The 12,582-nt window shown below is 33.7% G+C and carries 12 protein-coding genes; 5 read left to right on the top strand and 7 right to left on the bottom strand.

All coding sequences use genetic code 11. The features are described from left to right. Positions 1-2: 2 nt before the first annotated feature. From Q0X14_RS10700 to Q0X14_RS10710, 3 genes are read right to left on the bottom strand one after another with little or no spacing between them, the layout of a single operon-like run. The gene (locus tag Q0X14_RS10700) at positions 3-623 is read right to left on the bottom strand and encodes an NAD(P)-binding domain-containing protein (RefSeq protein ID WP_297838148.1); all 621 of its coding nucleotides are present in this window, start codon (positions 621-623) and stop codon (positions 3-5) included. A gap of 2 nt (positions 624-625) precedes the next feature. Further along, positions 626-1,219 carry a TMEM175 family protein gene (locus tag Q0X14_RS10705; RefSeq protein ID WP_297838150.1) on the bottom strand — a complete coding sequence of 198 codons (594 nt, stop codon included), beginning with the start codon at positions 1,217-1,219 and terminating at the stop codon, positions 626-628. 10 nt (positions 1,220-1,229) lie between these two features. Next, on the bottom strand, positions 1,230-1,976 hold the full coding sequence (locus Q0X14_RS10710; protein ID WP_297838153.1) for a type 1 glutamine amidotransferase domain-containing protein: 747 nt from the start codon (positions 1,974-1,976) through the stop codon (positions 1,230-1,232). 146 nt (positions 1,977-2,122) lie between these two features. Between Q0X14_RS10710 and Q0X14_RS10715 the strand changes: the two genes are divergently transcribed. Next, entirely contained in the window at positions 2,123-2,458 is a 336-nt protein-coding gene (locus tag Q0X14_RS10715; RefSeq protein ID WP_297838156.1) for a helix-turn-helix domain-containing protein, read from the top strand. Here Q0X14_RS10715 and Q0X14_RS10720 read toward each other — a convergent pair. The 4 genes from Q0X14_RS10720 to rpmH are packed head-to-tail and all read right to left on the bottom strand — an operon-like array spanning position 2,455 to position 7,655. Next, positions 2,455-5,160 (bottom strand): patatin-like phospholipase family protein, encoded by a 2,706-nt coding sequence (locus Q0X14_RS10720; protein WP_297838159.1) that lies wholly within the window; start codon positions 5,158-5,160, stop codon positions 2,455-2,457. The genes Q0X14_RS10715 and Q0X14_RS10720 overlap by 4 nt on opposite strands. 28 nt (positions 5,161-5,188) lie before the next feature. Then, positions 5,189-7,036: a membrane protein insertase YidC gene (yidC, locus tag Q0X14_RS10725; RefSeq protein WP_297838161.1), complete on the bottom strand. Its 1,848-nt coding sequence runs from the start codon at positions 7,034-7,036 to the stop codon at positions 5,189-5,191. Positions 7,037-7,069: 33 nt separating this feature from the next. Further along, the gene (locus tag Q0X14_RS10730) at positions 7,070-7,501 is read right to left on the bottom strand and encodes a ribonuclease P protein component (RefSeq protein WP_297838164.1); all 432 of its coding nucleotides are present in this window, start codon (positions 7,499-7,501) and stop codon (positions 7,070-7,072) included. Between the two features lie 7 nt (positions 7,502-7,508). Further along, positions 7,509-7,655, bottom strand: a complete 147-nt coding sequence (gene rpmH, locus Q0X14_RS10735; RefSeq protein WP_014562043.1) for a 50S ribosomal protein L34 — start codon at positions 7,653-7,655, stop codon at positions 7,509-7,511. 473 nt (positions 7,656-8,128) lie between these two features. Here rpmH and dnaA point away from each other — a divergent pair, with 473 nt between their 5' ends. From dnaA to Q0X14_RS10755, 4 genes are all read left to right on the top strand, one after another. Next, the gene (gene dnaA / locus Q0X14_RS10740) at positions 8,129-9,559 is read left to right on the top strand and encodes a chromosomal replication initiator protein DnaA (RefSeq protein WP_297838170.1); all 1,431 of its coding nucleotides are present in this window, start codon (positions 8,129-8,131) and stop codon (positions 9,557-9,559) included. 497 nt (positions 9,560-10,056) lie between these two features. Beyond that, entirely contained in the window at positions 10,057-11,166 is a 1,110-nt protein-coding gene (dnaN, locus tag Q0X14_RS10745; protein ID WP_297838174.1) for a DNA polymerase III subunit beta, read from the top strand. A gap of 21 nt (positions 11,167-11,187) precedes the next feature. After that, positions 11,188-12,297 carry a DNA replication and repair protein RecF gene (gene recF / locus Q0X14_RS10750; protein WP_297838177.1) on the top strand — a complete coding sequence of 370 codons (1,110 nt, stop codon included), beginning with the start codon at positions 11,188-11,190 and terminating at the stop codon, positions 12,295-12,297. Further along, entirely contained in the window at positions 12,290-12,580 is a 291-nt protein-coding gene (locus Q0X14_RS10755) for a DciA family protein (protein WP_297838180.1), read from the top strand. Before recF ends, Q0X14_RS10755 begins: the two co-directional genes overlap by 8 nt. The last annotated feature ends 2 nt before the right edge of the window (positions 12,581-12,582 follow it).

A 12,582-nucleotide genomic window follows, 5' to 3' on the forward strand; every position in this document is an offset into this window, starting at 1 on the left:
GGTTATTTTCTTCTCAGAACTTTAAATGCAATATCTCTTCCCTGCTTTTGTAGTATTGCAAGATTTATCCAGCTTAATGCAAACTGCTCGAGTAATTCCACCTTATCATCGCCACCAAAATCATAGCATTCAGCAAAACCTGCATCGAGCGATAATTGCTTAGCAATTTCTTTTGCTTTTAAACTTGAGCCGGCGGCAAACATATCAATAGCAACCTCGCCGTACTTGGGATTTTCCATATTCTCAAATCCTGTTGAGTTAAAACATTTAACAATATCTTCACAACCACTTTCTTTTTTTATTCCTTCGAAAGCTGTTTTATACGGCTCCGGTTTTTTGAAGACAGCGTTTGTTGCATCAATTACAATTTTATTTTTCAGCGAAGGGTTTTGCTTTGCAATTGATACTGCGGCTTCAGGCGGAGTTGCGAATAATACTAATTCAGAATTTTCAATTGCATCACTTATTGTATGTGATGAAATATTTTGAGAAAATTTTTCTAATTCTTTTGCATCACTTGAATTCAAATCTCTTAATCCAAGTAATATTGTGTGACCAGCTTTTGCCCATCTTTTGGCTAAAGCTCCGCCTACATTTCCAGCTCCAATGATTGCTATTTTCATTTTTAATCCTTTCTTTTTATTCCGAAGTAAATATAATAAATCGGTACGGCGACATAAATTATGTATGCAATTATAACACTGATAAATGAACCGATTGCTCCAATAAAATAAAACGCCGGACCAATTAAAGTTTTTATTGCCAGCTTCTGTTGATGTCCAACATTTGATTCTTTTTTCAGCAGCTCCGGATTTTTAACTATGTATATTCGCAGAAAATAGAAAGCAATGCCAACCAGCATCAAACAAATTCCAAAGAAGAATGTTGAGGCTGATTGAGTGAAGTAATCACCAAGAAAAGCTGTTGGAAACGGAACGAATGACATAAAGAAAAGCAATAATCCATTTAACCACAGCAAAGTATTATTTGTCTTATCAATTTCATTAAAAATTCTGTGATGGTTCACCCACATTATTAAAAGCATAAAGAAGCTTAATGCCCAGCTGAAAAATTTAGGTGCAATAGAAACTAAAGCTGCAATAATTTTTTGAGTATTTACTTCTCCATCAATGTGGGGCACTTTTATTTCCAGAACAAGCAGCGTGATAATAATTGCAATCACTCCATCGCTGAAAGCTTCGAGACGATTTTTTTCCATATTGTTATTATTAAACTCCCAATGCTTCGATTACAAGTTTTGCTGCTGCTCCTCCGGAATATTGCTGCTGACCGGTAATCAGTCTTCCATCTCTGACTGCAAATGGTTTGAACATTCCGTTAACAATAAAATTTGTATTGGGAATTTTCTTTGCTTCTTCTTCAATCCAGAAAGGTTGAATTTTCATTCCGACAAAATTATCTGCGAATTGCTCTTCGCTGTTTGCAAAGCCAGTCCAGGTCTTTCCATCAACCAAAAGTTTACCGTCTTTTGTTTTCGCTTTGAGAAGAACACAAGTTGCGTGACAAACTATTGCAACAACTTTTCCTGCTTCATAAAAATCAGAAACGAATTTGTGAAGTTTAACATTATCAATAAAGGTGTACATCGGTGATTGCCCGCCAGCCAGGAACAAAGCATCATAATCTTCAATCTTTACCTGCGAAATGCTTTTTGTATTTTCAAGTAGCTTTGAGTGATTTGGAGAAGTTAAAAATCCCAAACTAATTAAATCGTGTGCAGAATATCCGCTTTCGTGTCTTGGATCGCTGAATCCATCAAGCTCAAGTTTTCCGCCATCGGGACTGACAATTTCAACTTCATATCCTTTTTCTGTAAACTCGAAATACGGATGCGTTAATTCCGCAGCCCAAAATCCAATTGGCCAGCCGGTTTGTTTGGATACTGATGGATTTGCTGCAACAAGCAAAACTTTTTTTCTTTTTTCGGGATTTAGAACATCAATGTTTGCGCTCATATTTTTTTCCTTTCAATAAAATATTTAATAGTTTTCTAACAAGATATTTTTGTTCTTATATGGTTTCAAGAACGCACAAAAAAGTAGCATACTCACTTATTGGTAAGAAATGAATTTAACGATTAAACTTAGCAGGGTAATTTTTTATGCCCAGATTTGAATTTCGGGGAAAGTATTATAACAATCCAGTCGAGCTTTCTCTGGACATAATTGGTGGAAAGTGGAAGATGCCAATTCTCTGGAGATTGAAAGATAAATCGTGGCGTTACAGTGAGTTGAAGAAAAGCATCGGAAAGATTACTCATAAAATGCTGGCACAACAATTAAAAGAACTTGAAGAAGATGGTTTGATAAGCAGAAAAGTTTATGCAAGTGTTCCACCTAAAGTAGAATACTCTATAACAGAAAAAGGTAAAACAACAATCCCAATAATTGATAGCTTAAGAAACTGGGGTGAAAACTTCAAAGAAGGAAAAATCTAGTAGTAATATCCTATCGAAAAATAGAAGAGAACATCTCCCCAGCTTATTGGATTCTCTGGTAGATCCTTTCTGAAAAGAAAACTTCTGCCAACCGCGAACTCGGCAGGACCGATTGGTGTGTCAAAAGAAACGGCTCCACCAATACCGTGTCGAAGATCTTTAAATCTTATCTGTTCCTGCACTGCCCAGGTGTTTCCCAAATCATATCTGATTTTAAAATAAGTGTCGAAGAATATTTTAAATGGAAATTTATATCTGTACATAAGTGATGCAAGAAATATTTGTCTTCCTCTGAATTCGTATTCATGCATTCCATAAAAGGATTCCTGACCACCAAGAGAAAATTGCTGGCCAAGTGGTGTGGTTTTATCAGCAAAGCCCAAAACAATTTTGGGAGATATAACATGACTTGAATTTTCTGAGAAATAATTCCTGTATTCAAAACCAAAGCTTGTATAACTAAGATTACCGCCTAAAAATGTTTGCGCAGTTTCATAAAAGCCATTGAAGTAAATACCCTTTTCCGGATAAGGAAGTTTATCCTGAGTGTCTATTGTTGAGCTTATTTTAAGACTAACTGTTTTGTATTCGTATGGGTCGACAGGTGAAAGTTGTATGTTTTTAATTTTATCCGTTTGATATTTCCCTTCAACAATCAGATTACCAAATCTTCCAACCTGAGTACCAACACCAAGCGAGAATCCATAATTTATCTGTCTGTACTCTCCTTCATTTACTCTGGAAAATCTGCTGTCGGTTTGCATAGGTTTATCTTTATAGTTGAAAATATCTTTCAACTTATAAAAAGCATTTATCTTATAAGTAAAGTATGTATCAAAAATTCTGTTTGCTTTTTGCTCAAGAATGTATGAACGGCTTCTTATTCCACCATAGAAAATAAATCCGAGTTCGGTCCCTGTTCCAAAAAGATTTTCTTCACGAATATCAAGTCCAAGCTGAAACCTGTATTCGTTATCAAGACGATAACCAACTCTAAGCTGTCCGGTTTGTTTTTCATCAACTTTAACCAGCAATACATTCTGACCATTCTCATCATAGACCGAAACATCAACACTTTCGAAGAGACCGGTGCTTCTTAAATTTTTTAATCCGTCTTCAACATCAATTATTTTGAAAAAATCTCCTTCAGAAAAAGGTAGCTCGCGTGTTATTACTCTTTCACTGGTTCTATAATTTCCTTCAACAATGATTTTAGAAATAATTCCTTCGTCAACAAAAATTTTCAGAATATTTGTCTCCTCATCATAAGATACTTCCTGAATTTCTGCTAGCGAGAAACCTCCTTTCCGGTATAAACTCATTAGCTTTGTAAGTGCTTCTGAAAGTTTAACTGAAGAGTATGGCTTGCCTTTTATATCTGAGAATATTTCATCAATTCCATCTGAACTTATAAGCGATACACCTATCAGAACTATATCTTTTACTTTCTGATTATAAGATTTATTAAGAATGAGCTTATTGACATCCGAATCATTTACCAAAGTAGCAGAAAGATTTTTGTAATAGCCGGTTTCAAAAAGTTGCTCTAACTTTTTCTGAATTTCTATGTTTGATGTTTTCTTAATAAAGTTTGACCCGAAAACTTTTAACTCGTCTTCAGTTAATGAATCTGTAATAGAAACATTCTCAAACACAATTTCTTCTTCTGAGATATTGTTTGAGTAGATCGAATCAATAATTGATCTAAGTTTCCTGGCGGATTCAACAGAATTTTCATATCCGAGTAAAATTAAGCTATCTGCTTTTCCAAAGTCTGCTGAAGTAAAATCATTTAACTCTGGTGAGATTATAAAATCAGCGTATTCAAGTTGTCGGCGATTAACCAATCTCATCGGAATACTTACAATCTGGTCTGCAATTATCCATGGATAGTTTAATTCTTTTTCTGACCAAAGCGGACTTGTAACATCAACAGCAACGACTAAATCTGCCCCTGTTTGCTTTGTTATTTCTACAGGAACATTTGCAACAAGTCCTCCATCAACAAGTGTTAATGAATCATATTTAACGGGTGCAAGAAAAAATGTAACGCTTGAGCTTGCTCTGAGTGCTTTACTTAAAGAACCGCCTCTAAGTACGACTGGCGAGCCATCAATAAGATTTGTACAAACAGCTCTGAATTTATTTTTCAGTAAATCAAAATTTCTTTGCGAATGAATCGGAGCATCAAAAGTTAAAATGTTAAGATAATTTGAAAGTTTCTGTCCATCGTTAAATGATGTGGGAAAAACCGGATTTAATCCATCGAGCCGTAAAGTTAGCACTGCTCTGTCTTCAGTTACTTTCTGATCAACAAAAAAATCTCTTCGGTTTGATTGCCTGTTTAAAGTAAGTAAATCGTTCCAATTTGTTTTTCTTGCAATTGTATCAAGCTCATCAACAGAGTAACCGGCAGAATAAAGTCCACCGACTATACTGCCCATACTTGTTCCGACAATTATGTCGGGAAAAATTTGATATTCTTCCAATGCCCTCAAAACACCAACTTGCGCAATGCCGCGAGCACCTCCACCGCTTAGTGCAAATCCTACGACGGGTTTGTTCGCAGATATTTGTGTTTTTAATCCGAAAGGAAGTTGCTTTTCTTTTAAAGGAATGTTGAACTCATAGATAGTCTGAGGGAATGTGCTTGTGCTAATAACACACAAGCACATCAAAATTATTTTGAGAGATTTTAACATTAATGGTTCTCTGATAAATTTTAGAGAACTATTTCTTTTTCTTTTGTTGCTGCTTTGCCTGTTGCTCAGCTGCTTCCATCAATCTTGCCATAAAACCCTTCTTCTTATTTGGATTTGCAACCGGAACTAATTCAACATCTTTACCCACTTTGTTAATATAATACTGCTGAGCAATTGAAAAAACATTGAACATAAAGTAATAAAGATTTAAACCCGATGGAAAGGTCATAAACAAAATTGTTAACATAATTGGCATTAAGTAAACAAGCATCTTTTGCGATGGATCTTTCATCGTCATCTTTTGCTGGAAGAAAGTTGTTATTCCCATCAGCAAAGCTAACCCGCTAATCTGCTGAACGCCAAACAGCGGAAGTTTAAATCCTAAATCATAAATAACATCTGGTGTGGATAAATCTTTTATCCACCAGACAAATGGCTGTTGTCTTAATTCAATTACAGATTGAAACATTCCCCAAAGCGCAATGAAAATTGGCATTTGCAATAAGATTGGTAAACATCCTCCCGCCGGATTTATTCCATAAGTTGAATATAACTTCATCGTCTCTGAATTAAGCTTCTGCGGATCATCTTTATACTTTTCTTTAAGTTCTGCTATCTTGGGTTGAAGTGCCTGCATCTTTTTCATTGACTGGTAGCTTTGTTTTGTAAGAGGATAAACTGCAAGCTTTATAATCAACGAAAAGATTATAATCACAAATCCATAATTCGGAATAAACATATGAAGAAACTGAAACAATGGAAGCAGAACATATTCGGCAATTGGTCTTACAATAAATTTCAGCCCGAAGAAACTTCCAAAATCAACAAGTGCGATTAGATTTCGTCCAAGTGTTTCAAGCTGCTTATAATCAACCGGACCGATGTAAACTGAAAATTTATGTGTTTCCTGAATTTGGTTTTTGAAAGGTAATGTTAGTCTTGTTTCATAAATTTCTTTTATTCCGTCTTTTCCAACAACATAACGAGTGCCTTCAAGATAAGCACCTTCAACATTATCCGGATTATCAGGTAAAACAACTGCTGCAAAGTATTTATTTCTTACCGCAACCCAATCAACTCTGCCTCTAAAGTCTTTTGAGATTTTTTCTCCAACAGAAGACGCATCAATTATAACCTGTTCACCACCAGAATATGCGCTTGCATTTGAGTAGTTAGCTTCATCCACAGAATTATGTTCAACGAATCTTATTCCATTATTCCAAACTATATCAAATGAGTTATTACTTACATAGTCATTAAAGCCATTGAAAATAATTTCATTCTTTATCTCATAACTATCAGAAAAGAACAGATATCTTTTAACAATTGACTTTCCGTTTTTAAGATTAAGCGTGAAGTCAACCAGGAGCGAGTCTTTATCTTTTATTTTGTAATTGTAGTTGCCTGTGTAATTAAAAAACAACTCAGAAGAATTAAGTGCAACTCCATCTTCAGTTACTAAAGCAAAATCATAAGACCCGCCTTTACTGTAATTTATCAGTTGAACATGTTTACTAAAATCCTCTTCGTCGCCCTTGCTGTGTGAAGCATACCAATTATTAAATTTCTTCAGAAATACTTTTTTGAAATTGCCGCCTTTTGTTGAGAGTTCATAACGGGCAAGGTTTGTTTCTATAGTAACAAAGGATTCTTTTGCTGATAAGCTTTCAGGAAGAATTTTAATTGTCGTTGAGTCCGTTGGTCTTTCCTGTTTGACCACTGGTTTCTGTTGTTCAACTTCTTTCTCAACAACTGAGGTTGTATCCTGAGATTTCTTCTGTTGCTGTACATCTGTTGGTGTCGGGGCTGTGATATACAACCACACCATCAGTACAATTCCAATAAGAATAAAAGCTAATGTTGTCTGTCTATCCATCTTTTTCTTTCTGATGATTTACCAGCATAAGTTCTATTTGAGCTTATGTTGATTTTCTTTTACTGAACCTGAAATTCTTTTTTCAATCTTATTTAATAACGATTTAACTTCGGTCTCTATTTCCCGATAATGTAATTTTTTACTGTTTTGTTCATTGTAGCTCAAAGATGTAAACAAAATCAGCACTTGTTTTTTATACTGTTGTGCTGATTTTACCAAAGGAATTTTGTTTAATCTGTAAGCATTTCTGATTAATCTCTTCAGCTTATTTCTCCAGACTGCCTTACCGGCTTTTCTGGAGATGCCAACGGCAATTTTAACCCCTGGTTCGTTGGAATCTTGAATTAAATATATTGCTTTAAGAGAGTTCTTTGACGAGAATACCGAAGATCCGTCTTGTATTAGTAAATGAATATTTTTCTTCTCTTTTATTCTCTCGTATTTTGAAAGAGAAAAGAGTTTCAATGTGTGTTTACTTTTCGTCGCTTACTGTTAATTTTTTTCTGCCTTTAGCTCTTCTTCTCGAAAGAACGGTTCTTCCGTCTTTGGTTTTCATTCTTTCACGAAAGCCATGTTTATTTTTTCTTTTTCTATTGCTTGGCTGAAATGTTCTTTTCATTTGATTTTCGTCTCCTTGTTTATAAAAAAGTGCGTAAAAATATGAATATGCCCTCTATTTAACAAGGATTTTAGTATAGCAGACCTCACAGACGACTATGCAAGAATGAATATTGAAGAATTCTGATTTAATTATCATATGATTAAAAACTTTTTAAAAATTTTTCATCAATTAATTTGCTTGGAATGCCCTTACTTTCTATTTTCACAATACAACAAGACAAATAAATCTGTGTGGATAACTTGTTGATATGTTGGTTTTGTGGCAATGTTTCACAATTGATTTTCCCCGTGTCGAAGGGCAATTTTAACATCTGTTTGTGAAAATGTTTAAGATAATATTTTATAATTGCTTTTATTTTGGGCTGTTAGCGCTTCTTAACTGATGTTAACAAGTTGTGGATATATTTGTGATGTTCATATAAAATTTTGTTTTATTAACCTTAACTTAAAACTTTTTAATCTGGTAAAACTGTGGATAACTTAAAAGTTCAATTGGCTGATTATACATTAGAATCAAAAAATACAGACGCTATCTCCGTTTGGAAAAACTGTTTAACTATAATTAAAGAGAATGTCAAACCAATGACATTCAATACCTGGTTCTTACCTATCCGACCCGTAAGCTTTGAAAATAATGTAATTAAGATTCAGCTTCCTACTCAGTTTTTTTGGGAATGGATTGATGAGCATTATAATCATATTCTGAACAAAGCAATTCAAACCGTCCTTGGTCCGCAGGGTAAGTTAACATACATAATTGCCGATGAAAAAGAATCTGATAGTGAATTGAAAATATCTGTTGCTAAAAGTGATGATGAAGTTAAAACACAACCACAAACAATTAAACCATCAAACGGGAATTCTTCATTCAATTCTAATCTTAATCCTAGATACAGATTTGATAATTTCATAAAAGGTGAGGGTAATCAGCTTGCAAGAGCAACAGCCGGAGCGATAAGCGATAATCCCGGAGAAACATCATTCAATCCTTTCTTTGTTTACGGCGGAGTTGGATTGGGCAAAACTCATCTCATTCAGGCAATTGGTAACAGAATTATTGAAAAATTCCCGGAGAAAAAAGTTATCTATCTTTCAACTGATTCTTTTACAGTTGAATTTGTTGAAGCGATTCAGTCTAACCGTGTAAATGAATTTCAGAATTTTTACAGAAACATTGATGTTCTGATTATTGACGACATCCAATTCCTCACCGGCAAAGAGAAAACTCAGGATTTATTCTTTCATATTTTTAATACGCTTCACCAGGCAAGAAAGCAGATTATTCTTTCCAGCGATCGTCCACCGAAAGAGTTAAAAGGAATGGACGAAAGATTAATTTCAAGATTCAAGTGGGGACTCGCTGCTGATATTCAGCCACCAGAATACGAAATGCGTATCGCTATTCTGAAAAACAAAGCAGAAGAATTCGGTATGACAATTTCAAATGATATTGTTGAATACATAGCCAGCAACATCACTTCCAACATTCGTGAGCTTGAAGGATGTTTAATTAAAATGCTTGCAACAGCATCATTAAATTCTAAAGATATTTCACTTGATCTTGCCAGAAAGATTGTCCGTGAAATTGCATCTGACAGAAAAGTTAACTTAAGCATTGATGACATAACAAAAATAGTCTGTGAATTTCTTAATGTGCCAGAAAATAAGGTTCGTGACAAAACACGCAAAAAGGAGATTGTTCTTGCCCGTCAGCTTGCAATGTACTTTGCAAAAGAATATACTAAATCATCTCTAAAAACAATTGGTTTACACTTCGGAGGAAGAGACCATTCAACAGTTATTCACGCTTGCAATAGTATTGAAGTTGAAATGAAAGATGACATACAGCTAGCTGAGCTGGTTAACAAACTAAAAAGCAAAATTGAGCTTTCTTATAATTAAACTCTACTACATTAGATTTTTTTAAAGATTTTTAATTCAAAACCTGTTTTTAAAGCATTTCTATGGGCTATTAAACAGCCTCTCAATAATCATACATATCACTAATTTCAGTTAAAAACCTGTTAACAACTCAATGATAATCTGTTAACAACTTGCTTCTTATTCACAGAAATATTATTACTGTTGGTAAAAGAAATTTTATCTTAAGTTTATGTTAGTAATTGTTAATCTTAAAATCATTATCTGAAAAGGTTTATAGTTTTATTAACATATTAACACACTTACTAATATTATTGACTTATTTAAAGTTTAATAGAATAATTAAAACAATATTGTTCACAGTGGAAATCCGGAATAATCCGAGCCAGCTTTTCAAAAATTCTTTACCGGGAATAATCCTTCCACAGAAGAAGAATTTCTTTAATTTTACCATCAAAATAAATTGAGATTGCCCTCATAAATCCTTATTTTTGTTCGCTTCAAAAGGAGATATTTTTATGGAATTTAAGATCAACAGTAAAAGTTTTGATAAACTTCTTTCTAAAGTTATTCCTGCTGTTCCAACCAGAACACCAATGGCTGTTTTAGAAAATTTTCTGTTCGAAATAAAGGATGGATTACTTACTGTTCAGGCAACTGATCTTGAAATTTCGCTTAAGTCTTCGCAGAATGTAGCAGCTGACAGCAATGCTAAAATGGTTGTTCAGGCAAAACTTTTATATGATATTGTTCGTTCACTACCGGATATTCAGCTTAGTATCTCCACTGATTCAAATTCAAGATTAAAATTAAAAACCGACAAAGGCGTTTATCATATTTCTTATTTTTCACCTGAAGATTTTCCAGAAATTCCTGTTGTCGCTCGTGATAAAGAAATTATAATTGCTTCGGATGATTTGAAAAGAGCATTTGATAAAACTTCATTTGCTATGAGTAAAGAAGATATGCGTCCTGCTATGACCGGAACACTTCTCGAATTCGCAAAAGATGGATTAAGATTCGTAGCAACAGATGGTCACAGACTTGTTAAATATGTAAACAAATCGATTCTTACTGATTACACCGAACAATATATAATTCCCGAAAGAGCAATTTCGGTTCTATCAAAACTTTTGAGTGATGGTGATGTTAAAATTTATTTAAGCAAAACACACGCATCATTTATCACAGGTGATATTGAGTTCATCACAAGATTGATTGGTGAAAAATATCCTGCTTACAACAGCGTTATTCCTTTGGAGAATGAAAATCTTTTAACAGTTGACCGCTCTGAATTACTTTCAACTGTAAAAAGAATGTTAATCTTTTCATCAGGAACATCCAAGCAGGTTAAGTTTTCAATTTCAGCAAACAATCTAGAAATTTCAGCTGAGAATATTGATACTGGTTCTAATGCAGTTGAGAATGTTCAATGTGAATACAGCGGCGAAGCTATGGACATCGGATTTAATACAGCTTATGTGAATGATATTTTATCTCATATGGATTCTGAGAAAGTTATATTTAAACTTCATTCACCAACAAAAGCTTGTATAATTGAACCAGACAAGACTTCAGAAAATGAAGAAGTAATGATGTTGTTAATGCCGGTAAGATTGAATAATTAATTTTTTAGGATCCTCGTCGAAATGATCCTTTCTTTAATGGAGCTTAGAAATTTCAGAAAACATATCAATACAAATCTCCGGTTTTCAGAAGGGTTGAATTACATCGTTGGTGGAAACGGCATCGGAAAAACTACTGTGCTTGAGGCAATTTATTTAATGTGTTCAACGAAAAGTTTTTACGCAAAAGATTTTGAAATGCTGAACTTTAATGCTTCAGAATTTGAAGTGAAAGGTTTGTTCAACGGAATTACTTCGGACAAGGTAAGAGTTTATTATAACTCCGCTGAATCAAAGAAATATTATTTTCTTAATGAAAAGCTTGTAAATAAATCTTCTGATGTAATCGGAAAATTTCCTGTTGTTACTCTTACTCCGGATGATCATTCAATTACGCAAGGAGCTCCGGCAGAAAGAAGAAGATTTGTTGATTCGGTGATATCTCAGGCAAGTAAAGCTTATCTTAAAATTCTGATTGATTACAATAAAACATTAAAGCATCGCGCAGTTGTTTTAGCAAAACTTTCGGAAAGAATAATTCCTTCTCTGCTTGATGAACTTGATGCCTGGACAGAAAATCTTATTAACAACGGAGCTGAAATAATTTCTCATAGAAAAAATTTTATCAATAGCTTTAATGATTACCTTAAGCAATCATATTATAAGATTATGGGAAATGATGAATTGCCTGAAATAAAGTATCAGACAATTGATGTTGATGATTCAGAAAATATTAAAATGAAACTAACAGAATTACTAATTCAGAATAAAGATAATGAAATAAGACGAGGCACCAATCTGATTGGTCCACATCGGGATGATTTTATTTTCGAGATTAATGGAATAAACTTAAAAACATTTGGTTCTCAGGGACAGAATAAAACTTTTCAAACAGTTTTAAGATTTGCAGAATTTTTTTATCTGAAAGATATCACCGGCAACACACCAATTTTTTTACTCGATGATGTTTTTGGTGAACTTGATGCTTTCAGAGCTTCAAAAGTAAGTGAATATCTTAAAGAAGTAGGACAAGCATTTATAACACTCACTGACTTTGCAAATTTCAAATACCTGAGTAAATCAGAAACAGATGTTGTGATTAAACTTCAGGATGGCGAGCCCGTTTATGCCTGATTCATTTAAATCTATAAAAGAAATAATTGAATCATCTCCGGAGCTGAAGAACATTAAACAACTTATAGACGACGGAGATATTGTTAAAGATTTTCACAAAATATTTCCTGAATTCAAAACTGTGGTTAAAGCTGTAAAGTGTATTAAACAAACTTTAACATTGAAATCAGATAATCCGACAGTTCGGAATGAACTTAAATTCCGCGAGAAAGAAATTATAGAAAAAATTAATTCATTCTATAAACAAGAAAGAGTAACAAGAATAAAGTTTTCAAATAAGTAAAG

This window comes from Ignavibacterium sp. (assembly GCF_025998815.1).
In the GTDB taxonomy this organism is placed as follows: Bacteria; Bacteroidota; Ignavibacteria; order Ignavibacteriales; family Ignavibacteriaceae; genus Ignavibacterium.

Coding starts and splice junctions, on each gene's coding strand:
- Q0X14_RS10700 (WP_297838148.1), bottom strand. CDS start 623: ATGAAAATAGCAATCATTGGAGCTGGAAATGTAGGCGGAGCTTTAGCC.
- Q0X14_RS10705 (WP_297838150.1), bottom strand. CDS start 1,219: ATGGAAAAAAATCGTCTCGAAGCTTTCAGCGATGGAGTGATTGCAATT.
- Q0X14_RS10710 (WP_297838153.1), bottom strand. CDS start 1,976: ATGAGCGCAAACATTGATGTTCTAAATCCCGAAAAAAGAAAAAAAGTT.
- Q0X14_RS10715 (WP_297838156.1), top strand. CDS start 2,123: ATGCCCAGATTTGAATTTCGGGGAAAGTATTATAACAATCCAGTCGAG.
- Q0X14_RS10720 (WP_297838159.1), bottom strand. CDS start 5,160: ATGTTAAAATCTCTCAAAATAATTTTGATGTGCTTGTGTGTTATTAGC.
- yidC (WP_297838161.1), bottom strand. CDS start 7,036: ATGGATAGACAGACAACATTAGCTTTTATTCTTATTGGAATTGTACTG.
- rpmH (WP_014562043.1), bottom strand. CDS start 7,655: ATGAAAAGAACATTTCAGCCAAGCAATAGAAAAAGAAAAAATAAACAT.
- dnaN (WP_297838174.1), top strand. CDS start 10,057: ATGGAATTTAAGATCAACAGTAAAAGTTTTGATAAACTTCTTTCTAAA.
- recF (WP_297838177.1), top strand. CDS start 11,188: ATGATCCTTTCTTTAATGGAGCTTAGAAATTTCAGAAAACATATCAAT.
- Q0X14_RS10755 (WP_297838180.1), top strand. CDS start 12,290: ATGCCTGATTCATTTAAATCTATAAAAGAAATAATTGAATCATCTCCG.